The 22,263-nt window shown below is 49.8% G+C and carries 17 protein-coding genes and 1 pseudogene; 6 read left to right on the plus strand and 12 right to left on the minus strand.

Going from position 1 to position 22,263, the window contains the following annotated elements:
- The 3 genes and pseudogenes from GEI7105_RS41155 to GEI7105_RS37970 all read right to left on the minus strand — a co-directional run.
- Positions 1 to 123, minus strand: a pseudogene (locus GEI7105_RS41155) (WD40 repeat domain-containing protein); the annotation flags it as partial.
- Positions 124 to 142: 19 nt separating this feature from the next.
- The gene (locus tag GEI7105_RS32620; protein ID WP_017663344.1) at positions 143 to 1,036 is read right to left on the minus strand and encodes a WD40 repeat domain-containing protein; all 894 of its coding nucleotides are present in this window, start codon (positions 1,034 to 1,036) and stop codon (positions 143 to 145) included.
- Between the two features lie 21 nt (positions 1,037 to 1,057).
- On the minus strand, positions 1,058 to 4,408 hold the full coding sequence (locus tag GEI7105_RS37970) for a coiled-coil domain-containing protein (protein WP_144054059.1): 3,351 nt from the start codon (positions 4,406 to 4,408) through the stop codon (positions 1,058 to 1,060).
- 78 nt (positions 4,409 to 4,486) lie between these two features.
- Here GEI7105_RS37970 and GEI7105_RS39350 point away from each other — a divergent pair, with 78 nt between their 5' ends.
- Complete coding sequence (locus GEI7105_RS39350; RefSeq protein ID WP_245555347.1) at positions 4,487 to 4,915, plus strand: transposase family protein; 429 nt, start codon at positions 4,487 to 4,489, stop codon at positions 4,913 to 4,915.
- The gene (locus GEI7105_RS36380) at positions 4,861 to 5,643 is read left to right on the plus strand and encodes an ISL3 family transposase (RefSeq protein WP_202804376.1); all 783 of its coding nucleotides are present in this window, start codon (positions 4,861 to 4,863) and stop codon (positions 5,641 to 5,643) included. Before GEI7105_RS39350 ends, GEI7105_RS36380 begins: the two co-directional genes overlap by 55 nt.
- Here the strand turns inward: GEI7105_RS36380 and GEI7105_RS0126285 are convergent.
- Positions 5,640 to 7,028: a hypothetical protein gene (locus tag GEI7105_RS0126285; RefSeq protein ID WP_017663349.1), complete on the minus strand. Its 1,389-nt coding sequence runs from the start codon at positions 7,026 to 7,028 to the stop codon at positions 5,640 to 5,642. The genes GEI7105_RS36380 and GEI7105_RS0126285 overlap by 4 nt on opposite strands.
- Before the next feature lie 63 nt (positions 7,029 to 7,091).
- Here GEI7105_RS0126285 and GEI7105_RS0126290 point away from each other — a divergent pair, with 63 nt between their 5' ends.
- Positions 7,092 to 9,026, plus strand: a complete 1,935-nt coding sequence (locus GEI7105_RS0126290) for an ATP-binding protein (RefSeq protein ID WP_017663350.1) — start codon at positions 7,092 to 7,094, stop codon at positions 9,024 to 9,026.
- Positions 9,027 to 9,272: 246 nt separating this feature from the next.
- Here GEI7105_RS0126290 and GEI7105_RS0126300 read toward each other — a convergent pair whose 3' ends face one another.
- Both GEI7105_RS0126300 and GEI7105_RS0126305 read right to left on the minus strand, forming a co-directional pair.
- Positions 9,273 to 9,998: a glutamine amidotransferase-related protein gene (locus GEI7105_RS0126300; RefSeq protein ID WP_017663352.1), complete on the minus strand. Its 726-nt coding sequence runs from the start codon at positions 9,996 to 9,998 to the stop codon at positions 9,273 to 9,275.
- Between the two features lie 50 nt (positions 9,999 to 10,048).
- Positions 10,049 to 11,473, minus strand: a complete 1,425-nt coding sequence (locus GEI7105_RS0126305; RefSeq protein ID WP_017663353.1) for a glycosyltransferase 87 family protein — start codon at positions 11,471 to 11,473, stop codon at positions 10,049 to 10,051.
- A gap of 191 nt (positions 11,474 to 11,664) precedes the next feature.
- On the opposite strand from GEI7105_RS0126305, the gene GEI7105_RS0126310 reads away from it, so the two are divergent.
- Positions 11,665 to 12,555: an SDR family oxidoreductase gene (locus GEI7105_RS0126310; protein ID WP_026097987.1), complete on the plus strand. Its 891-nt coding sequence runs from the start codon at positions 11,665 to 11,667 to the stop codon at positions 12,553 to 12,555.
- 111 nt (positions 12,556 to 12,666) lie between these two features.
- Positions 12,667 to 14,520 (plus strand): adenylate/guanylate cyclase domain-containing protein, encoded by a 1,854-nt coding sequence (locus tag GEI7105_RS32635; RefSeq protein ID WP_017663355.1) that lies wholly within the window; start codon positions 12,667 to 12,669, stop codon positions 14,518 to 14,520.
- Between the two features lie 27 nt (positions 14,521 to 14,547).
- Here GEI7105_RS32635 and GEI7105_RS0126320 read toward each other — a convergent pair whose 3' ends face one another.
- Together GEI7105_RS0126320 and GEI7105_RS0126325 are read right to left on the minus strand one after the other, a co-directional pair.
- Positions 14,548 to 15,117, minus strand: a complete 570-nt coding sequence (locus GEI7105_RS0126320) for a Uma2 family endonuclease (RefSeq protein WP_017663356.1) — start codon at positions 15,115 to 15,117, stop codon at positions 14,548 to 14,550.
- A 239-nt stretch (positions 15,118 to 15,356) separates the two neighbouring features.
- Positions 15,357 to 15,593: a 2Fe-2S iron-sulfur cluster-binding protein gene (locus GEI7105_RS0126325; RefSeq protein ID WP_017663357.1), complete on the minus strand. Its 237-nt coding sequence runs from the start codon at positions 15,591 to 15,593 to the stop codon at positions 15,357 to 15,359.
- A gap of 128 nt (positions 15,594 to 15,721) precedes the next feature.
- Here GEI7105_RS0126325 and cobA point away from each other — a divergent pair, with 128 nt between their 5' ends.
- Positions 15,722 to 16,522: a uroporphyrinogen-III C-methyltransferase gene (gene cobA, locus GEI7105_RS32640; RefSeq protein ID WP_035494060.1), complete on the plus strand. Its 801-nt coding sequence runs from the start codon at positions 15,722 to 15,724 to the stop codon at positions 16,520 to 16,522.
- Here cobA and GEI7105_RS34010 read toward each other — a convergent pair.
- From GEI7105_RS34010 to GEI7105_RS40155, 4 genes are all read right to left on the minus strand, one after another.
- Positions 16,446 to 20,168 carry a putative bifunctional diguanylate cyclase/phosphodiesterase gene (locus tag GEI7105_RS34010; RefSeq protein WP_051044241.1) on the minus strand — a complete coding sequence of 1,241 codons (3,723 nt, stop codon included), beginning with the start codon at positions 20,166 to 20,168 and terminating at the stop codon, positions 16,446 to 16,448. The genes cobA and GEI7105_RS34010 overlap by 77 nt on opposite strands.
- Before the next feature lie 451 nt (positions 20,169 to 20,619).
- Entirely contained in the window at positions 20,620 to 21,030 is a 411-nt protein-coding gene (gene speD / locus GEI7105_RS0126340; RefSeq protein WP_017663360.1) for an adenosylmethionine decarboxylase, read from the minus strand.
- A gap of 125 nt (positions 21,031 to 21,155) precedes the next feature.
- The gene (locus GEI7105_RS0126345; RefSeq protein ID WP_017663361.1) at positions 21,156 to 21,947 is read right to left on the minus strand and encodes a glycosyltransferase family 2 protein; all 792 of its coding nucleotides are present in this window, start codon (positions 21,945 to 21,947) and stop codon (positions 21,156 to 21,158) included.
- Positions 21,937 to 22,263 (minus strand): zinc ribbon domain-containing protein (locus GEI7105_RS40155; RefSeq protein WP_035494062.1); only part of this gene is annotated, 327 nt, incomplete at its 5' end. The genes GEI7105_RS0126345 and GEI7105_RS40155, both read right to left, overlap by 11 nt.

Here is a 22,263-nt window from a genome sequence, read left to right on the forward strand (position 1 = left end):
TTTAAGCGTTGCATCTGAACCCCCACTCACCAAGAATCTCCCATCGGGACTGAGCGCTAAGGCTTGGACTCCCCTTGAATGACTCGTTAATGTGTTTAGACACTGAAAGTGATGGTATAGCATCTGTAGTCGTTTGAGTGGTTCAAGCCGCTCCCCAAATTTTAAGGGTTTTATCCAAACTCCCACTCACTAAAAGTTTGCCGTCTGGACTAAATGCCAGAGCCATCACATCTTCTGTATGACCCGTAAGAGTGCAGATTTCCGTTTGAGTCTTGAGATCCCACAACTTAATCGTTGTATCTTCTCCGCCACTGGCTAAAAGTTTTCCATCTGGGCTGAAAACTAGGGTTTCAACTACGCCAGAATGTCCTGTCAAAGTGGTAAGTTTTCGAGCTGACTGAGTTTTCCATAGGTGAATTTCTCCATTATGATGTCCGCTCGCAATTATCGAACTGTCTGGAGAGATTGCTACTGCTGAAATGACATCTAGATTAGTTCCTAAAGTTTGTTTAGTCTGGCCACTTTTCGGATCGTTTATCACTAAATCGTCTATATAAGCGCCAACTAGAAGTCTACCATCAGCACTGACTGCCATTCTTGAAATCCAACCCAGATCGCCTAAATATCGCCCCGTATTAGCATCCCAATAGGAACCGTTGCCTCCATCAGTTCCCATGTACAGAATTTTGCTGTCACGGCTAAAGGCAACTGAGGCAATTTGAGGACGACCTTGTTCCCCTAAGCTTCTGAGTGTATGTTGGATTTCTCCCGTTTGGAGATCGACTAGCTTAGCCGTTTCGTCCCGACTGCCACTAGCTAGGGTTTTTCCATCTGGACTCAAGGCAATGGTCGCGACAATATTTCGATGAATTTTCCACGTTTGTTGTTCCTGTCCGCTGGGAAGGTTCCAAAATTTAAGCGTTGCATCCGAACCCCCACTCACCAAGAATCTCCCATCGGGACTGAGCGCTAAGGCTTGGACTCCCCTTGAATGACTCGTTAATGTGTTTAGACACTGAAAGTGATGGTATAGCATTTTATGATTTCTCGTTTTAGATCAGTCGGAATTTGGATTATTTATGAAATACTCCCCAGCTTCAAGATTAACATCAATTTGTAAGTCTAACAAAATGCGTCTCCATTCTGATGCATTTGAACCTAGGATATCAGAGTTTTCTCGAGCTATAGATTCAGCTTCTTCATCTTTCGCCTCATCAGTTTGAAGTTTTTCATCCTTACTCTTTTTAACCTCATAAAGTAACCTTTGGACGAGCGGTTTCAAACGCTCGACTCTTTCTATCACTTCACTCAAAGCCTGTCCTTCCGTCTGTTCTTGAATTGTTTTGATCGCGAAAATGATGCGATCAACATACTTGGAAGTTTTCCACAAAGCACGACCGAAGTTATTTTCATAGTGGGCAATTTGCTCTCCAATAAATGCCATTTGCTCGTTGATAGACGCTAAATATTGAGGTGTAGGCAGTCTAACGTTCAAGCGCATTTGCTGGTTGAGGACGACTTGCTCGGCAGCGATCGCCGTCATATAGGCTTCGTTCGCAAAAAACAGCGCGCGGCTCTGAAGTTCTTGCAACTCGAACCTCGATCTTTGGATCTGTTCGAGGGATGCGCCAGCCTTTTCCTCGCGGCGAATTTCGGCTAATTTGTCTCTGACTTTCCTTAAATACTCCACATACAGTAAGTTATTTGCCATCAAGCGCAGGTTTTCATCTGTATCGTTGGGACGTTCCCGGCGCAGTTCGCTGATTTTTCTTGTACGTTCTTCCCTGAGTTCGTCGTGAATTTGACCAGCTCGATAGAGCTGCGCTCTATTTTGTTCTCGTAACATTTCTGGTACTTCATTTCTCGTCATACGTTCTTCTACATAAGTCCAATCAGTCGATGCTGTTTCTCCTGGGTTTGCCTCATTCAAAAACTCTCTCATGTGAACGAGAGACATGACATAAGAGAGTTCGTCAAACTCGGGTCCAGCACCATATCTTTGCTTGCTGTCTAGATACTGTTGCCTTACAGCCTTTTCCAATTCTCCTTGTAGTGGGCGGACTTGCCTAGAAAACTCATCAAAATTGCTTTCCTCCAAGAGAGGTAGCCTTGTGTCATTTTGGACGTTTCTTAATCCATCGATTTCAGAGACGATCGAATTAATCTGTTGCCGTTCTTCTATGCCAGGTTCTCGGTTACCAATTTCATCTAACAACCGAACGATCCGGTTGACTAAATATAACTTTCTGCCATCTCCAAAAAATGCCTCGGGACGCATATGCCCAGAAGTATAGACATTCGTGTCGAAAACTGTACCCGATTCTAATCCCCATTGCTGTCTAAACAATTCATTAAATAGTTCGACGACATAGATCTCTAAAGCTTCAAAGCCTGCTGGAGCCGAAGCGGTGATATCGTAGTCAGAAGTGAATTCAGTACTGCCCGCCGCCACCAGGCTGACCAAAGAATGAAGGCTAAGTTTTGAATCTTCAGTTAACAATATCTGGATTTTATCTAGAAGATCTGGATCGTTTATAAGCTGTGAATTATCTAGTATGCTATTCGCCGTTTCTGCTACAGCTTGAGTTCGGTAATCAATTATCTGTTGCATCAATCCACGGTACATTACATAGTTGTTGAGAACATTCTTCCAACTTCCGGCATGGCGGACTAACTGGCCAATCTGTTCGTCGTTGAGTACCTCTCCATTGGCGATCGCTTGGATCTCAGCTTCAGAAGCTATAGAAATACCTAAAACTTCAGAAACCAGCTTAGTCAAAGGTTCAAAATCGATCGAAGCTGAATCTGTTTCTGTTTCTGTTGTTGAAGTGTCTGAATCTGTTTCTGTTTCTGTTGTTGAAGTGTCTGAATCTGTTTCTGTTTCTGTTGTCGAAGTGTCTGAATCTGTTTCTGTTGTTGGAGTGGGAGCTGGAGCAACATTGAGTGGCTGACGCTCAGGTGGTGGGTCGGCGAAAGGTCGAGGGTTGGTCTGAAGTTCAGGGAGGGGTTGAGGCTGAGGTCCTACAATCGGAGGTTGTTCAGTTGGGCGAGTTCCCGGCTGAGGTCCTACAATCGGAGGTTGTTCAGTTGGACGAGTTCCCGGCTGAAGTTCAGGGAGGGGTTGAGGCTGAGGTCCTACAATCGGAGGTTGTTCAGTTGGACGAGTTCCCGGCTGAGATCCTACAATATCGCCTAGACTACTGCCCGGAGGTGATGAGGATCCGGGTTGTGTTGGCTGGATACCCCCACCCCCAGAAGAGACAATTGGAGGGAAAAACGGTCTACCATCAGGAGATGAACCACCAGGATTCCAAAGAGAACCACCAGGATTCCAAAGAGGACCACCAGATCCTCCAGATCCTGAAGAAGGAGAACCACCAGATCCTGAAGAAGGAGGACCACCAGATCCTGGATGTCTTGATGGATTGAAAGGTTGGCGAGGATCGAATAGAAGTCGATTTGATGGCGAAGAGCTTTCAACACGAACGAGAACGTGATTCGGATCGTTGGGATGGCGATATGTATTCAGTGTTACCCCAGCATAATGCTCGGGAAGGCGAGGGTGACTCGGCCCGGAACGTTGTAACATTGCTTGTAAAGCTCGGAGCTTTTCTGGGGCAAGCTGTTTTTTGATAGCCTGATTAGATAGCAGCGCCGTTAAAGTGTAAAAGATCAGCCATAAAAAATGCCGAGATGCTTTAGCTATTTTTTCAGGATCTCCATTGGCTTCAGCTGCAGTTTCCAGCCAACTGGTCAATTCTATTACTCCCTGCGTAATAGAAATAAAAAATGAAACACCTAAGACGGTAAAAAGAAAAATCTGTAAAAAAACTGCGAGCGCTTTTGAGAGACCTGTTGGTTCGGGGATTCCCACTAACAAACCCACGCCCATTTCGGCAGCAATAATTGCTACAGCGATACCCGCCATCATCGGCCAGTGTTCTTCAACTAACTCCCAGAGTTCGCCTAGAATTTCAGGAGCATATCTAGGAGATTGCAAGATTGAGTCAAGAAGATCTTTAAAGAATTGTAGTCCACGCCTGAAGAAGCCTTGAGGCTCAGACTCTTCTTCTTCTGACTCTAGGCTCAACAGTTGCTCGATAGGAAAGTCTTCTATCTCTATTTCCGGATTTTCGATCAGCGTTCTAACGTAGTCTCGGCTTTGTGTATAAATGCCGAGGGATTCTTCAAGGAGATATAGATTTCCTTCAACCGCGAATCGTTCGGCGATCGGTTGATAAAGCGTGAATTCTTCAGGACTTAATTGGTTGAGTTGCGTAGCAATCCTTTGAACTTGTGGAAAGCGATCGCTGTCTTCGCTTAAAAAAGTTGGATCGATCGATAGTCGATCGATCGGATCCTCGTTAATATTTGAAGGATCTTGAGGAGCTAATCGATCGCGAATCATCTGCTCGTAATCGTCGAGGGTCTTCGGAGTTTGAGGTGATAATAGTATAATAGAAAACAAATGCAGGCGGATCTAAAGATGAACTTTTTTGTAGAAGACTTAATCAACTTACCCAAAGTAAGAGTGAGAAGCGTGGTCAGGGAACGCGAAGCAATATTTTTGCAGCTAGGCTTTAGAGAAGAGGAAGTTGCCTGTCCTCATTGTGGCAAAAAGACGGGCGAACTTAACCAAACACGAACCGTTAGAGTTCGAGACTTGCCCATTTCGGGTCAACTCGTATATTTGCAAATACCACGGCGTCAGTTTTACTGTAAAAAATGCCAACAATACTTTACAGAAGAACTAGACTTTATTGAAACTGGTCGAAGGTTTACTAGGCGGTACGAAGAATATATTTACGAGCGAGTAATCGCTAGTAGCGTCGAGCAAGTTAAAAGAGAAGAAGACTTGTCTTGGCATCAGGTAAATGGAATTCATCAACAGGTATACGAACGCAAAAAAAAGTAAATTGGGGACAAGTAAAAAGGTTGGGTTTGGACGAGATAGCAAAACATAAAGGTCACAAAAAATTTGTGACGGTAGTGAGCGATTTAGAGAAAGGAGAATTGATAGAAGTCATCGACTCTCACCAACAAGAAGAAATCGCTGAAGTTCTTCTACAGCAACCGTTAGAGGTCAGAGAGGCAGTCGAAGAAGTCAGTGTAGATATGTGGGGAGGATTTCCAAAGCTTATCGAAAAAGTGTTTCCCAATGCCCAAATTGTCGTCGATAGATTTCACGTTATGAAAGCGGTGAATGACAATCTAAATAAAATCCGAAAGCAGGTGAAGTTTAAAATCAAAATCAAAGGAGCAAAATGGTTATTGCTGAAAAACCAAAAAGACTTAAAAGAAGAGGGATTGGAAAAATTAGAGGCCGTTTTAAAACAGTCAAAACGTTTACGAAAAGCTTATCAGCTTAAAGAGGATTTTAGAGAAATTTATGAAACAACTCAAGACCCAGAGAGCGGAAAAAATAAATTTAAAGAATGGTTGTGTAAAGCACAGAGTATTTATGGTGATGCTGTCAAGACAATTCGCAATCATCTTAACACAATATGTAATTATTTCTTGAGCCGAACAACCAATGGTGTTATGGAGGGTATTAATAATCGTCTTAAACTGATAAAGCGTCAAGCTTATGGCTTTATAAATTTTGAAAATATGCGAATGCGCTTTCTGTCTTGCTTTACTTAATAAATTTTTCTTATCACCTTGTTTTGCGAAGACCCATCGTCGAGCGTAGTCTCTTCGTAATTTTCTAGAAGACTAAAGTTCTGTAGCTCCTCTTCAGATAGATTCTCAAGAAGGAGATTACTAATCCTCAAAAGTTGTGTATATCGTTGAGGGTGATTTAAAGCATCACTTCCTAAAAGTCTATTAATATTATTATCACTAAGATTGTGTTCTAATAATGCCTTTTCTCTAAGCAATCCAGCCTCGATCTGCCGTAACAAGTTGGGATAGGTCGGGATCATTGCGTCATTAAACGTTATTTCTCCTGTCCATTCTTCATATCTGGAACTTATTGCGGCTCTCCAATGAAGTCCCATGGGTGAGTAGTAGGCATTAAAATCGCCACGAGGAAAACGTTCTGGTGTTTTTGCATCCTCCTCTGGATTTGGGAGCTGCCTAAAGCTTTCAAATTGTGGCTCGTTCAGAAGAGTTTCTCGATCGATTCCTAGTAAATTTGCTCTTCCTTCTTCATAAATCTCTCTAGCTATGGAGGATCTTATAGTTGCTAGGTTTTCTTCAACGTTTACGCTCTCTGACGATCGATCCGACAATCTGGAATTCAAACGGTTTTGAAGAGCTTCTGCCTCTTCCAAGCTAATCTGAAATAACTGGGAAAAAGTTCTTTCTCTGAGATCTTCTTGAGAATGATTTCCGTGATCCAATACCACTGGATACTCTATAAATTCTTCTGACGTTTCTTCTTGAGGCGTTTTAGAATTCGATTGATTGGAGCTTTCTAAACCGGGCTGAGACGACTTGTGATGAGAAGCCTCCACATCCGATCGAACCCTGAGAACGGAAGACTCAAGACGTGGCGTTTTGTCAGTTTCTTCACCCTCGACTCTTGCTAACGCTTCAGATGCTTCCTCCGTGGGAAGGGGTGGTGCTTGAGACGTCACAGAGCGTTCGTTCCCGCGAACCTCCTCTGGCGGCTCTTCCTCCCTTGCCTCATCTCCCGTCCAACTGAACCAGTTGTCATCGAGAGTTTCTACCGGTTCGGGTTCTTCAATCGAGGGAAACTGAGAGGTTTGAGGATGAAGAGACTCAGGAGAGATGGCTTCGCTCGAGTCCCCTTCAGTAGAAGACTCTTCAGAACTCTCGTCACTTTCAATCCCCGTTGGGAGCCATCCCCAGCCGTCCACCATTCCCATCTGCTCGAGTTCCTCCAACGACGGAGGCGGTGTCGCGTCTTCGGGACTCTCTTCGACCGACTGCCAACCCTCAGAAGCACTTATGTCCTCTCGATCGCTCTCTTCCTCAACCTCGTTCTCTTCCCCCTCGTCCTGGGGAGACATGGGAATGTCGCTTTTCGGCTTGGGCTTCGGAAAAAACTCGAAATCGCTCAAAACGATCCTCCTGTTCGATCGAAAAGGATAAAATCGAACTAAATTTTAATTACCTTAGCACCTATGAAGTCTGAAGCGGCACGCAAGCGAGACCGCGACACCCTCATCGAGGCTGCCCGCAGTGTGCGGCAAACTATACTCAAACGCCTCGAAGGTGAAACCGTTCACCTCCCCAAGGTATCGGCACCACCCGTTTCTGAAGAGACTGAATCTTTACCCGCTTTAGAACGGATCTGTCGAACCTTTGGACTCGGACGCTTCGATCGCGATGTCCTGGCTCTCTGTGCGGCGGACGCACTCTGGCCGGATTTTGGCAACCATTGCGCTCGCCTCCAGCACAACACTAAACTCACTTATCCAACTTTTAGCCTTGCCCTGGCTCTGCAACCGCTCGGCAATTGGTCGAATTTATTACCGGAATCGCCCCTGCGATATTGGCAACTCATCGAACTCGATGCTCGCAGTCACGATCCCGTGTCTCTGCGGCGATTGATGATGCCAGAGTGCATTCTCAACTATCTCATGGGAGAAAACTATCACGATGTCCGGCTCGATCGACAAGCCGAACGCCTGACGGCTTTTCCTGAAACGCTCCTCCCACCGAGTCACGACGTGGTAGTGACTCAACTGACGCGCTTTCTCGACAGTTCCACAGGGTTCGTGCGACTCTATGGTAGCGATCGCCTGACGCAACGCGAAATTGCGGCCGCCGCTTGTCGCCGCCTCGAACGCCCCGGAAAACTGATTTCGATCGCTGCCCTTCCCAAAGATCCCGTCGCACTCTCGAAGTGGTATCGGCGTTGGCAACGAGAAGAACGCTTAAATGGCAGTTTGTTACTCCTCGATACTCACGATGTTGTTTCTCGCGAGTTGCCGAACGTCCCCGACTTGGTCTTTTTCCTCTCTCAGCGAGACACCCCCGCCGTTCTCTTAAGCGATCGCGACTTCAATTTAGCCTCGCCGGAAACGCGAACTCTCGAAATTCCCGAACCCACCCTTCAAGAACGCCAACAACTTTGGCAAATTCATTTAGGCGATCGTCTGCTCGATCGAATCGATACCCTCGCCACTCAATTTCATCCGAGTCCGAGTACGATCCAACATCTCTGTCGAGATTCTCTGGGCTTCACTCAAGACGACGCCGAACTCGAACACTATCTACGCGGAGAAATTCAAAAAAAAAGCCGTCCGCCCCTCGACGCCCTCGCCGAACGTGCAGAAACTTCCCTCACCTGGGAAGATTTAGTGCTGCCAGAAATACAGCTTAAAACTCTCAGAAATATTGTCGATTACGTTCGCCAACGCTGGAAAGTTTACCATCAATGGCAATTTGAAAAGCGATCGAATCGGGGACAGGGGATTACAGCTCTGTTTAGCGGTCAGAGTGGAACCGGTAAAACGACAGCGGCTGAAATTATTGCGAAAGAACTCCACCTCGACTGTTACCGGATCGATCTCAGTCGCACGATTAGTAAATATATTGGGGAAACAGAAAAGAATCTAGCAGAGGTTTTCGATATCGCACAACGGGCGGGAGCGGTTCTTTTGTTTGATGAGGCAGATGCCCTATTTGGAAAACGCTCGGAAGTGAAAGAGGCCAAAGATCGTTATGCAAATCAAGAAATCAGCTATCTGTTACAGCGAATGGAAACTTATCCGGGTTTGGCGATTTTGACGACGAATCTTTACAGTTCGATCGATAGTGCTTTCGAGCGTCGGTTGAAGTTTATCGTTCGATTTCCATTTCCGGCGTTGTCCGAACGCAAACGAATTTGGCAACGGGCTTTTCCGTCGGAAGCCCCGACGCAAGGGTTAAACTATCAAACGTTAGCTGAGTTGAGCGCTACGGGTGGAGTCATTGCTAACTTAGCCTTAGATGCGGCGTTTCGCGCAGCCGTTGAGGGAATTCCTATCCAAATGCAACATATTCGCGAGGCCGCAATTGAAGAACATCGGAAATCTAAGATTGATTTACCCGATCGTTTTTTTTACGATTGAACGAAAATCGCGACGCCCAAACCCCCACCTCGGAACAGATGGGGGTTAAGGAGCTGAGTTTGCCCCCCGACATGAAGTCGTTTGTCAAAACTCATACTCTATCCTTTTCCGATCGGCTAGGTTTCAAGAAGTCTTCACCACATCCCCCCTTCGCCCCCCTTTCAAAGGGGGGTTGGGGGGACGGTTGGGGGGATAGAGAGACTTTTCAGGTCGGTCAAAACCAGTATTTGAGATTCGGATTTCGTATCAAGTGGTGACTGGCGATTGGCAATTGGCGATCGCGCAATTCAACCATTGGGGAAGAAACTGCTCGAGCCACTGGTTGACGGCGACGGTGTGGCGTCGGTATCCCCGTCGGTGGAGATGTCCCGATTGCGCTCCGGGTTGGCTGAGTTGGGAAGCACCTGACGCCAGCCATCGCGCGAGGATGCTGCGTGTCATTTCCGGGTGAAATTGCAAGGCGTAGGCGTTTTCGTAGCAGAAAGCTTGGTTGAGAAATCGTTCTCCGGTGGCGAGTCGTGTGGCGCCGGGGGGAATCTCGAACCCTTCGCTGTGCCATTGATAGACATAGGATAAATTCCCGAGGAGCGATCGCCCTTCTGGGGTCGCTTCAATAGGATAGTACCCTATTTCGACTAAATTATCGGGGTGGCGAGAGACGTTGACGCCGAGAACTCTCGCCAGCAGTTGCGCCCCCAGACAAATTCCTAAAAACGGCTTTCTCGAGTTCAAGGCGACGGGAATCCAGTGCAATTCTTGGCGAATGTGGAGCAATTTGTTATCGTCGTTGGCGCTCATGGGACCGCCGAAAACTATGGTGGCGCTGTGACGATCGAGGGTTGGGGGAAGTGCTTGACCGACAGCGGGAATCCGCACGTCGAGATCGTAACCCATTTCTTGCAAGCACGCACCGACACGGCCGGTATCGGAAGTGGGTTGGTGGACGATGACGAGAATTGGAAGTGGTTTCATGGGCAAGCGATCGCCGAAAGTTAGGGTTCGTTTTTTTAGGTCTAATTTATCTATCTTAGCTTGGGATTTTGCTGAAAATAGTAGCTCGTCGAGATAGGAGAGGTGATATAAAGTAATAGAACTGTCCCGAGAAGTCGATGGTAGCTTAATGGAAAAATATCGAAGGTCGGCAATCCGATAATGAGGAACGTTCCCAGCCAAGGGAGTTGAGGGCGATATTTATATTGTGTGACGATCGCCCAGAGAACGAGGGGAACGGCGATGACATAGTGATGAACCCAGACCGAGGGAGAGATTAACAAACTTAAGGCGATCGCGTCGAGTGAATGTCCGTAATTTCGATAGATCGCACAGCTCGTCTCGTTGAGGTTGCTTCGTAAAATTTTATATTGTTTTTCTCGTTGTATTAAACGGCGACAAAATTCGAGAATAATAAGAAAGGTTAGAACCGCAACGAAAGTATCGATCGCTTGAAACACCCAGTCTGTTTCGTTGGGAATTCCCAAAATACGCAATAGACTTTTGAAACTATTATAAACTAAGCTATAAATACTGTTGTTGCGATAAGCGGTTGGCTTTTCAACTCCTCGAGAGATATAATTTAAAAAATCCTGCCATACGCTCAAGTTACTCGCTTGATGGGTTTGAAAAAATAAAACGATAAAAAAGGTTGAAATTCCACTTAAGATCGCTGTTCGAGTGCGAGCGATCGCCCACGGTACAGCGAGTAAAATGGGGTAAATTTTTAAATGAACTCCTAACGCTACGGCAATTCCCGACGCGATCGCGCGGTTTTGCAGCAAAACGATCCCCATTAAAAAAGCGTTGAGAATCCAGATATTGATTTGATTGAAGTGAAAGGTTCGATAGAGTGGTTCGTTGATAATAAATGTTGCTGTTACCAACATTTTTGAAAAGAAACGGGATCGAAAACCAATATCTCGCACGAATTTTAACGATAAAAAGTAAGCGATCGCGATCGCGAAGTATTGAAGGCATTGATAAATATAAAATACGGCATCCCACGCGGGAAGTTCTTGGGGAGCGCCAAAAATATCATAGAAAAAAGCGATCGCTCGATAGCCGTTTGCCAAAAGTTGTGCGAGCAGTGGTGGATAAATATAGAGTTGAGCGCGATCGGCGTAAAGTGCGCCTCCTTCAATGAGGGCTTCGGCTGCTTTTTGATAAGCGATATAATCTCGACTGACTTGAGAAAATTCAGTCGTTATAAATAGAAAAACTAAAAGCGTTAAAAATGGCAATACAGTCGGTAAAATCGATCGGATCGAAAAATATTTTAAACTTTTTATTGTTCGATACCCCAAACCTGCTATAAAAATTGAGACAAAAAAGCCAAATAAATCGAAAACGCGATCGAAATACAATGGCAAATCTAAACAAATTAAAACAATAGGCATTAAAATTGAAAATATGGCTGCGATCGCGATCGCCAAACCCCAAATCGTTTTATTCATTTCTGTAATCTATCGCAGTCCCCAATGAGTTATCCAAAATAAAAACGCCAGAAAAAAATTAGATTTCCCATTCTCCGTTTCCGATTTTCTTGTTGTCTGAATTTTGTTATACAACTGATTTAGGGTTGCTATATATTTTATGCTAAAAAGTTGAAAACAGGAGCTATTGAAAGAATGAAGGAATCTGAACCGTGAAAACAGTATTAGTGACGGGAGCGAGTGGCTTTCTCGGATGGAATTTCTGCAAACTCGCCCGAAAAAATTGGCAACTTTCTGACGTACGCATCAGCGGAACCTATTACACCCATGCCCTTGACATAAAAGGGGTAGATATGATAAGGCTCGACCTCACAGACGAACGATCGATACGCGAAATCTTCGAGACCGTGCGCCCCAACGCTGTCGTTCACACCGCTGCCGTATCGAGTCCCAACTTTTGCCAAACGCACCCAGATCTGTCTTACGCGGTCAACGTGACGGCGTCAGTAACACTAGCAACAATCTGCTGCGATCGCTCGATTCCCTTCATCTTTACCTCCAGCGAACAGGTGTTCGATGGCGAACGCTCCCCTTATACCGAAACCGACGCGGTTTGTCCGATAAACCTGTACGGCGAACACAAAGCGATCGCCGAACGGGAGATCTTACAACGTTACCCCATCGCGACCGTCTGCCGAATGCCGTTAATGTTCGGTTGCGTTCCTCCAACGGCGAGTAGCTTCATCCAACCGTTCCTGAGTGCGATGCGAGACGGACGAGAACTCAAACTATTCGTCGATGAATTTCGTACCCCCGTCAGCGGCGAGACGGCGGCGAAGGGATTGCTAATCGCTCTCGACACGGGTATGAGTATCCTACACTTAGGGGGGCGAGAGCGGATTTCTCGCTACGAATTCGGACTACTGTTAAAAGAGGTTTTCCAACTCGAACGAGCCCGAATCGAGCCTTGTCGTCAAGCCGACGTTAAAATGGCTGCCCCTCGCCCTCGCGACGTCGCCTTAGACAGTTCCAAAGCCTACGCCCTCGGCTACAATCCGCCTTCACTGAAAACCGCCCTCTTAGAAATTCGAGGTAAAGTGTAAACAGACGGTACAAAACGACCGTCGGAAAGCCACATAGTAGGGTGCTTTGGCTTGCAGTATTTCCCAACAGCGAGGATCGATCGCCCGTGCGCTGCGCCCCAAACCTGAACGATGCCTAAATTCGAGCGTTTAGAGCCGATCGCCAATTCCATTCCGTCTGCTCGCGAAAATCCCTATCCTGTTTTACAAGTCAGCCGCGACGGAATTCTACAGTATGCGAATCCGGCCAGTTTAGCCTTGTTTGAGGGACGAGAGGACGCCACCGGCGATCGCGTTCCTCATTTGTGGCGAAGGGCGATCGCGACATCCATCGATACAGAAACGACACAAACCTTTGAAGTTCCCATCAAGCATCGCTGCTTTGAGTTTACCGTGGTTCCGAGTTCCTCCGACACGGCGAACCTCTACGGCGTCGAGATTACCCAACGCCATCGCGCCGAACTCGCCCTACAAACGGCCAACGAACAACTTCAGCTCATGGTACAGCAGCGTACCGCCCGGTTGAAAAACAGCGATCGCGAACTGCAACTTCAGCTATGGGAGCAGCTATCGCTCCAAAAACACCTTCACGAACGAGAACGCCAACTCGACGCCATTTTTCGCGAAGCCGCCATCGGAATCGCCCTGTTGGACGTTCGCGGAAACATCGTTCGCAGCAACCCCGCCTTACAACGGATGCTCGGGGAATCGGACGTCACGTTTTCGGAAAAGTCGTTTCGAGAGTCCATCGCCTCGGGAGAATGGGAAGACGCCGTTAACGAAGCCTTGACGCGAGACAATTCACTCCCCAAAAAACTGGAACTGCGCTATCGTCACCGCAACGGTTCCACCTTCTGGGGAACGCTAACCCTGTCAGCGATTTACGACGAGAGCGATCGCGTCCAGTATCTCCTGGCGATGGTGGAAGACATCACCGACAGCAAACTAGCCCGAGACGCCCTACAGTTAACCCAGTTTGCCATCGATCGCGCCGCAGACGCCGCCTTATGGATTTCACCCTCGGGAACCTTCGTCTACGCCAACGAAGCCGCTTGCGACGGGTTGGGATACCCCCAAACTCAACTGCTGACGATGCAGTTTTACGAGATCGCCCCGGATTTCGACCCTCGAGACTGGTCGAGTTTTTGGGACAGTATTCGCACCTCCAAAACCTTCGCCTTTGAAACGCGGATGCAGCGTTGCGATGGCGAAATTTTTCCAGTGGATTTGAGTCTCAATTATATTGAATTTAACAGTCGTCAGTATATTTGTGCTTTTGTTCGCGATATCACCGAACGCAAACAAGCCGAAGAAGCCTTACGCACCGCTCAAGAGCGCTCCGAACGGCTGTTGTTGAATATTTTCCCCAAAGCGATCGCCAAAGACCTCAAGCAGCGCATCAACGAATATCGTCAAGTGGGGGCGGCGATCGCACAACGGTTCGAGGACGTTACCGTATTGTTCGCCGATATCGTCGGCTTTACACAACTGTGCGCCAATAGTCCGCCGTCCGAGCTAGTCCGAATGCTTAACGAAATTTTCTCTGCTTTCGATCGCCTCACGCAAGAACGAGGACTCGAAAAAATCAAAACCATCGGCGATGCGTATATGGTCGTCGGCGGACTCCCCGAACGTCGAGACGACCACGCCGAAGCCGTGGCAGAATTAGCCTTAGCCATGACGAACGAAGTCTCGCGATTTAGCGCCCACACCGGAGAACCGATTATCCTACGGGTGGGAATTCATACTGGACCGGTCGTCGCTGGCGTTATCGGACTGAACAAGTTCAGTTATGACCTTTGGGGCGATACGGTGAATTTAGCCAGTCGCATGGAATCTCAAGGAATTCCCGGTTGTATTCAGGTGACGAGAGTTACTTACGAACGACTCCGCCATCGTTATGTGTTCGAGAAACGCGGGAAGTTATTTGTGAAAGGACGTGGCGATACGATCGCTTATTTGTTGAAAGAGAGACGAAGAAGTTGAGGGGGGACAAGGGGACAAGGAAAATTCTCAACTTTTAGCGTTTAAAATTCCATTGACTGACAGTTGAAGTTCGGGAAACAAACGAGATGCGATCGCCACTTCACCACCAAACACCGCTTCCTCGTAAAACCCAGCTTCGAGATACAAAACCGTCACTTTCGCCTCTAACGGATCGACAATCCAATACTCGGGAACTTCGATCGCCCCGTACTCCGATCGCTTGTACCGATAATCCTCTTCTACCGAACTCGGACTGACGATTTCCACCACCCACAACGGCGTCACCTGCAATATCGCCGACTGTTGCCACAGTCCCTTCGCTGCATCGGCGGCGACAACCATCAAATCGGGCAACCGCGACTTGGCAAACCCTGTCCGCACTCCCGCTTCCCGAAGACACATCCACGGTTGCTGCAACCGCTGAATTTCAGCATCGATCGCCCGTTCGAGAAATTTGGCCACGACAATATGTTGAATACTGGGGGGATTCATTGCCTTCAAACGACCGTTAACGAGTTCGTAACGGGTTGCGGTTCCGTCGTCGAAACTGCAATAGGACTCGAAACTGAGGGGTTGAGACGGGGTGACAACAGACATAAACGTTTGAAGGGAGCGATCGCCTAGTCCGAGTGTACTGCAAATGCAGTGAAGCCCGTCTCTCCAGATCCCCGGCATCTTGGAGATGCTGGCGAGTGTCAAGCGGAAAGTCCCCATTCAGGACGTTCACAACAGTTCAGATGTATCCCCGATCGCCCTTGATGGTTCAGAAAACTTTTACAAGCCTGGGATTGACAAAATTCACGAAATATGCAGTAAAACTCTAATTCAATCCGCGATTACCAAGTCGGATCGATATAGAGATCGATAGTAATTTCGTCTTTTCCCGGCGGAACCGCACTGATACAAGAACAAATGGCTTCGCCGTCAAGTTCCACTTCGCAAGCGTGACAAGACCCCATCAAACACCCCGTCGGAATATCGATTCCCACCCGCTTCGCCACATCTAACAACGGTTCGCCCACTTCCGCCGTGGCCGTCACATCGTCGGGCAAAAATTGCACTTTCACGCTCATGGTTCTCAACGATTCCTTCCATCTACCCGTCCCGGTGACATTCCCTACAGACAACGCGGGACGTTTTGTATCAGAATATGAACTACTTCTATTGTGTATTCTGCCGCAAGGCAACTGCAACAACCTCAATGGCTCGATCGAATTCTGTGGGAAAAGTGTATCTCGTCGGTGCCGGCCCCGGCGATCCCGGTTTGCTGACCGTGAAAGCGAAAACGCTCCTCGAATGTGCGGACGTGGTGCTGCACGACGCCCTCGTCAGTCCGCCGATTTTGGACTTCATCAACCCCCAGGCGATCCGAGTTCACGCCGGAAAACGTCGCGGACGCCATTCGTTGTTGCAGGAAGAGACAACGCAACTCCTGATCGAATACGCGCAAACACACGCCGTCGTGGTACGCCTCAAAGGAGGCGATCCCTTCGTGTTCGGACGGGGCGGCGAAGAAATGGAAGATTTAATCGAAGCTGGAATTCCCGTCGAAGTAGTTCCTGGTATCACGTCGGGAATCGCCGCCCCCGCTTACGCTGGCATTCCTCTGACCCACCGCGATTACAGCTCGTCGGTGACGTTCGTAACGGGTCACGAAAGCGTGGGGAAATACCGTCCCCAGGTGAACTGGGAGGCGATCGCCCGAGGATCGGAAACGATCGTCGTCTACATGGGCGTTCGCAATTTTCCCCATATTGTCGATCGCCTTCTCGCCGCTGGAAAATCCCCCGACACGCCCGTCGCCCTAATTCGGTGGGGAACTCGCCCCGATCGCGAAGAACTCATTGCCACCCTCGCCTCGATCGCCGATCGCATGGCAGAAACGGGTTTTGAAGCCCCCGCCGTGGCGGTCATCGGAGAAACGGTCAACTTACATCAATATCTGGCTGCGGCCCGCCCGAGTACGATCGCTCTAAAAACTGAGTCGCCGCCTCCGCACTGAGGGGACGAGCAAAAAGATAGCCCTGACCGTATTCGCAGCCGAGATGCTTCAAAATTCGTTTCTGAATGTCCGTTTCGACCCCTTCAGCCACCGTATTCATCTTTAAGTTGTGGGCCAGAGCGATAATCGCTTGGACGATGGACGAGGACTCGCGACCGGTTTTGAGGGGGTTGATGAAGGAGCGATCGATTTTCAGGGTATCGAACTGAAAGCGGTGTAAGTAACTCAAGGACGAATACCCCGTTCCGAAATCGTCCATCGATAGTTGAATGTGGCGTTCTCGCAATTGAGCGAGGGTTCGACTGGAGAACTCGGCGTTTTTGATGACAACGCTTTCAGTCATTTCCAGTTTGACGCGATCGCTCGACACCCCCGTTCGTTCTAAAATGCGATCGATCTGCGGTAACAGTTGCGGGTCGAGGAGTTGACGCGCCGACAAGTTCACCGACATCGTCAGCGGGGCGAAATCCCGAAACTGCTGTTGCCAGCGTTGGAGTTGGCGACAGGCGCGATAGAGAACCCAAATCCCCAAGGGAACGATTTCGCCGCTTTCTTCAGCCAGGGGAATGAATTTCCCCGGTGAAATCACCCCCAGTTGCGGGTGATCCCAGCGGGAGAGCGCCTCGAACCCCACGACACGATCGCTCGAGAGGGACACGATCGGTTGAAAGACAACGCGAAACTGGCTCTCGTCCGCCGCACTGCTCTCTGGAGGCGTCGAGGCAATCACCGATACCGCCCGTCGAAAGTGATTTTCCAGTTGGTGGCGTTCCAACAGTCGATTGTGCATCGCACTGTCGAAGATTTCGTACCGCTGACCGTCACTGGTTTTAGAATGATACATGACGATATCGGCATCCCGCAGAATTTCGTCGGGTTTGGTGTAGCGATCGGCGCTGGGGGCGATGCCGATACTGACGGTGAGATACACGTCGCGATCCTCGATCCGAAACGGTCGATTGAGGCTGGCGTAAACGCGATCGGCGATGCGCGTGGCGTCTCCCAAATGCCGGATTTCCCGTAGTAAAATTGCGAATTCGTCTCCCCCTAACCGCGCGAGAAGATCGCCGTAGTTGAGACAGGTGAGGAGGCGCGAGGCGGTTTCGACGAGGAGCTTGTCGCCAAAGTCGTGGCCGAGGCTGTCGTTGATGATTTTGAAGCGATCGAGATCGACGAACAACACGGCAAAGGCAGCGTTGCGATCGCGTTTGAACTGATTGAGGGAGGCTTCGAGTTGTTCGAGGAGTAGCGCGCGGTTGGGCAGTCCCGTCAGGGCGTCGTGATAGGCGTTGTAAGTCAGTTGGCGGTTGGCCGCTTGCAGTTCGGCCGTTCGCTTCCAAATGCGATGTTCGAGTTCGGCGTTCAAGCGAGCGAGTTCGTCTTTGGTTCGCTGGCGCGTCACCGCCGCCCCAATATTGGCCGCCGCCGCCCGTAGCAGGGTCTGTTCCTCGTCCGACCACAGGCGATCGTCGCGACAGCGATCGAATCCTAAAAACCCCCACAGCCCATCCTCGACTTGGACGGGCAGCAACAACAGCGCTTGAATGCCCTGTTCTTCGAGCGCAGACCGTTCGAGAAGGGGCATATGGCTGACCGGTTGGCAGATGGTACGATTGCTCGCTAACGTCTCGAACAGGTCGTAAAAGGTGGATTCGTAGGGCATATTTTGGAAGTACGGATCGTCGGCATACGACCGCATCCCGGCCGCGACCCATTCGTGACGCTGGCTCATCACCCATTTTTCGGTGACGGGGTGGAGGTGTCGTTGGAACAGGTACGCGCGATCGGCGTCGGCGGCCTGTCCCAACACAGCAACGGTTCGTGCGAAGGCCAGCTCGAGGTCGCTGAGAGTTAACAGGGCAGTGGTAGCTTGAGCGACACCGTCGAGGAGGCGATCGCGGAGATCGAGCCGTTCCCGAGCTTGGTAGCGAGCGAGCGTCCCGCCGACGCTCCCGGCCGCCGATCGCAGGATCGACAGTTCGGTATCCGACCAGTTCCGCCGGCGATCGCAATCTAAGCCGAGAAAGCCCCACAGTTTGCCTTCGAGTTCGATCCCCACCACTGTTATGGATTGGCAACTTCGACACGGCGAGTGAAGGGACTCGGGTAAGTCGAGCGGAGATAAAATCGACGACTGACCGCGAACGAGTCGGTCGTAGATCGTCTCGAAAAGGGGAGTGCGGGGAAATTCCTGCCAAACGCGATCGGCACGAGGGAGGCTGTGAGATTCGCAGATCCATTCGTATCGACAGTTGACGCGAATGCTCTCGGCCGTCGGGAGATTCACTTCCACGATATAGGCTCGCACGGCAGCAGCGGCAGTTCCTAACAGGTGTAAGGCTTGACTGATGACCTGTTGGGGATCGTCGTCGCGGGTAAGGAGGAGATGGTTCGCCCAGTTGACGCCGTCGAGAAGACGTAAAAACTCCAAGTTAGAGTAGGTGTCTTCCGATCGCCTCGGGTTAGAGTTGGCATCCCGTGCTAGGGCGTGTCCGAGCGTGGTAACGGCAGTTTGGAGGATCTGGCGCTCTCGCGCAGGGCGTTCTCGTACCGGACGGGGGGTTTCAAAGCTGGCGATGCCCCACAGACGACCGTCGAACACGATGGGAATTAAGAAGACGTGCGAGGTTTGGTTTTCGAGCAAGCGAACCCGTTCGTCTTCGGGAAGGGTGGGATCGTCGCTAGTCACGATCTCGCTCGTTTTGAGCCGTGCCATCGTGATGGGGAACGTGTTGTCAGGCTGGAGATGGCGGGAGAGGGAAACGACGCGATCGCCGTCGGGGTCGCTCGTCCAACTGGACTGACAGAGGAAACGACCGTGGCCGTCGTCGGCATACAGTTCTAAGCGATCGACCTCGGCCGCACTGCCGAGTCGCGCCAGGGCGATGTCGATCCGTCGAGATGCGGTGGCTTCGCCGGTCAGGAAACTATGAAGGGCTTCGGAAACGCCAGTCAAGAGGGGGTCGAGCGATCGCGATGGGGTGGCGAACGGACGCTCGAGACTCAAAATTGCCGTTTGGGTGTCGCTGCTGGCGATGGCGTGCAGTTCGATTTCGTGCCAGCGATATCCTCGGGGCGTGCGGACGCGAACGAGATCGTAATGGGAGCGATCGCGCGCCCTCGAAAGCCGTTCGAGGAGATAGTCTCCAGTCTGAGAGTCATTGCATCGCGCCTGAAGGGACGTTCCGTTTTTGCCTCCGTCGCCGTAATAGCATTCGCTGCTGGGGTCTTGCCATACCAACTCGCCGTTTTCGCGGTAGAGGGAGACCAAAACGGCATCCTCGTCGTTTTCGGGAGGAACCGCCCGCACCACGAGCCACGGATTTCCTCGGTCGATCGAGGTTTTTGCGCAGAAATAGGGAGCGCTAACCGGAGAAGTGGCGTCCTCGAACTGGCCGTCTGCGATCGCGACCTCTCCGTCGGGAACCTCGGCCGCTGATTGCCACAGCGATCGCGCTAGGTCGAGAACCTCCCCCGCTCTGCCACCACTTTCTAAAGCGACTCGTTCGGCTGCGGCGTTCGACCACAGCGGTCGTAAGTTGGGGGGTTGGTTGGGTCGGTCGTCGATCTGAAAAATCCAAACCGGAATTTGCTTCGGAGCGCGATCGCTCTCCTCGGGGTTGAACTCTAAGCGATTGGCAGGCACCACAGATCGGTTGTTATGAGTACGGTACAATCGAGCTAGCCGGCTGGGGCGAGTCGAATCTCTTCACTGCAATTCGACGAGTCGCTTGCTGTCTAGCGAAGGTTCCAAGAGCGGCGTCGGTTAAAATGGGATCGGAGAATAAAAGGAGTTATTCTCTAGCTTTGTTGCGAGCTTAACATTTGCCGATCGCCTTTCGCACGGCCGACCTTCCCACTTCATTAAAAATTTACATTAATTTCTAACAACTAGATATTTAATTTTAATCTTAACGGGCGCAAACCACAAGACCGAGTTTGTTCTTTGAAATATCCTCGGATCGCCCCTTCTCGACTGCCTTTAAACCAGACGCACGCAAACTATTTCTCGATAAAAAAACACCTAAAAATAGCAAGGCGATCGCGGTTTTCCCGAGGGAACCTTTGCGATCGCTACCTTGCGCCAGACTGATGAATTATTGGAAAGCCGGAACCGGATTTTTCTCGAGATCGTATCGAGAAGTCACTTCAGATTTCATCTCTGGCTCGAACCCTCGAGGGAGTTCGGTGATTTTGGCTTTCTTCGCGTGTAAGGCCGTCGTCAGAAACTCGAGTGCTTCTTGAGGATTACCTTTCCCGCAAAAAAAGAGATCGGCCGCGAAATAGCCGTATTCAGGCCAGGTGTGCAGCGCAATATGAGACTCTGCCAAGGTAGCTGTCGCAGTCACCCCATGGGGACTAAACTGATGTACGCATAAATCGATCAGCGTTGCTCCTCCTGCTGAAACCGCATCCACGAGCGCCCCACGAATACGCTCTGGGTCGTTAAGTAAGTCTGTGGGAGACTCCCATGCATCAACGACCAGATGGGTTCCAATTTGTTTCATTCTATCAACGATGCTCCATAGAGACGAACCATATTATTTTTAACACAAGTTCTCTAACAACGGAGCGATCGCGAAGGATTGGAAACGATCGTTCGTCGGGATCGCATCTCCGTAAAACTACGATATTACCGATTTTGACGACCTTCCATTTTTCGATAGTAATGTTGGCGATTTCGGTCGATCGAAGCCGTCTCGCGCCATTGAAGAGTCGGGGGATGCGACAAGTGCAAGTACAACAGATCCGAACAGCGACACAAAGACCGACCGTCTTCTAAATACCGCTCGATAACATCTTGGTCTTCTCCACCCCAACCGATAAACTCCTCGTCCCACCCGTCGATCTCTAACAGTCGCTGGCGATCGAACAGCGGCACGACCCCGAAACGCTCTCCCCGTAGCAACTGCTTCCACAAGGCACTCGGACGGTCTTCTGGGGAGATTTCTGCCGTCTCTAACGCCTCGGACAACTCGCTCGTCGCGACCGTCTCCGCCGCCGCCATGACCCGATATCCCGTCACTAAAAACTGCGGCGATACCCGTGCCAGCTCCCCGTGACGCTCTAACGTCCGTCCCACGGGCAATAAATCGACGTCGAAAGGGGCGACGAACGCTCCCACACACCGACTCAACGCCAGATTGAGGGCGCGAGTCTTGTGAAATACCCCCGTATTTTCACAGAACAGGTATTCAAACCCCGTTCCTGCTAACATCGTCTCGATTCCCTCCGACGGCGTCTCGTCTGCTTCGACTAAAATCCACTGACAAGTCCGGCGCAACTGAGGCGATGCCTGGGTGTTCCACCACGCCAACAGGGTCTTAAGATGGGTCTGGCGTTTTCGATAGGTCACGATCGCCGACAAGCAAACCTCTTTGACATACTCCCCAGCCTGAAGGCGTGGGGATTCTTTACGCTTCATTGAGTTGTGCTACCGAAGTAGTCTGACCATCTCTCGACATACATTTAAGGTCGTGCCGATGCCCCATGCCGACCATTTCTATATTTTTAGACGCATTATCATCTCGGTCGTGTTCTGTACCGCAATTTAGGCAAATCACTGACCGCACAGACAAATCAATTTTTCCCCACCTATAACCGCAATTAGAACAGGTTTGACTGGTGGGTTCCCAACGTCCGATCGCTACAAACTTGCGTCCGTACTTTTCAGACTTTGCTTCAACCAATACCCTGAACTCTCGCCAGCCTTGTTGACTGATAATTCTAGACAACTTACG

The organism is Baaleninema simplex PCC 7105, from assembly GCF_000332355.1.
In the GTDB taxonomy this organism is placed as follows: Bacteria; Cyanobacteriota; Cyanobacteriia; order Cyanobacteriales; family Geitlerinemataceae; genus Baaleninema; species Baaleninema simplex.

Excerpts from the sequence above, each read along its gene's own strand:
- GEI7105_RS32620 (WP_017663344.1), bottom strand. The coding sequence starts at position 1,036 with ATGCTATACCATCACTTTCAGTGTCTAAACACATTAACGAGTCATTCA.
- GEI7105_RS37970 (WP_144054059.1), bottom strand. The coding sequence starts at position 4,408 with ATGATTCGCGATCGATTAGCTCCTCAAGATCCTTCAAATATTAACGAG.
- GEI7105_RS39350 (WP_245555347.1), top strand. The coding sequence starts at position 4,487 with ATGAACTTTTTTGTAGAAGACTTAATCAACTTACCCAAAGTAAGAGTG.
- GEI7105_RS0126290 (WP_017663350.1), top strand. The coding sequence starts at position 7,092 with ATGAAGTCTGAAGCGGCACGCAAGCGAGACCGCGACACCCTCATCGAG.
- GEI7105_RS0126300 (WP_017663352.1), bottom strand. The coding sequence starts at position 9,998 with ATGAAACCACTTCCAATTCTCGTCATCGTCCACCAACCCACTTCCGAT.
- GEI7105_RS0126305 (WP_017663353.1), bottom strand. The coding sequence starts at position 11,473 with ATGAATAAAACGATTTGGGGTTTGGCGATCGCGATCGCAGCCATATTT.
- GEI7105_RS32635 (WP_017663355.1), top strand. The coding sequence starts at position 12,667 with ATGCCTAAATTCGAGCGTTTAGAGCCGATCGCCAATTCCATTCCGTCT.
- GEI7105_RS0126320 (WP_017663356.1), bottom strand. The coding sequence starts at position 15,117 with ATGTCTGTTGTCACCCCGTCTCAACCCCTCAGTTTCGAGTCCTATTGC.
- GEI7105_RS0126325 (WP_017663357.1), bottom strand. The coding sequence starts at position 15,593 with ATGAGCGTGAAAGTGCAATTTTTGCCCGACGATGTGACGGCCACGGCG.
- cobA (WP_035494060.1), top strand. The coding sequence starts at position 15,722 with ATGGCTCGATCGAATTCTGTGGGAAAAGTGTATCTCGTCGGTGCCGGC.
- speD (WP_017663360.1), bottom strand. The coding sequence starts at position 21,030 with ATGAAACAAATTGGAACCCATCTGGTCGTTGATGCATGGGAGTCTCCC.
- GEI7105_RS0126345 (WP_017663361.1), bottom strand. The coding sequence starts at position 21,947 with ATGAAGCGTAAAGAATCCCCACGCCTTCAGGCTGGGGAGTATGTCAAA.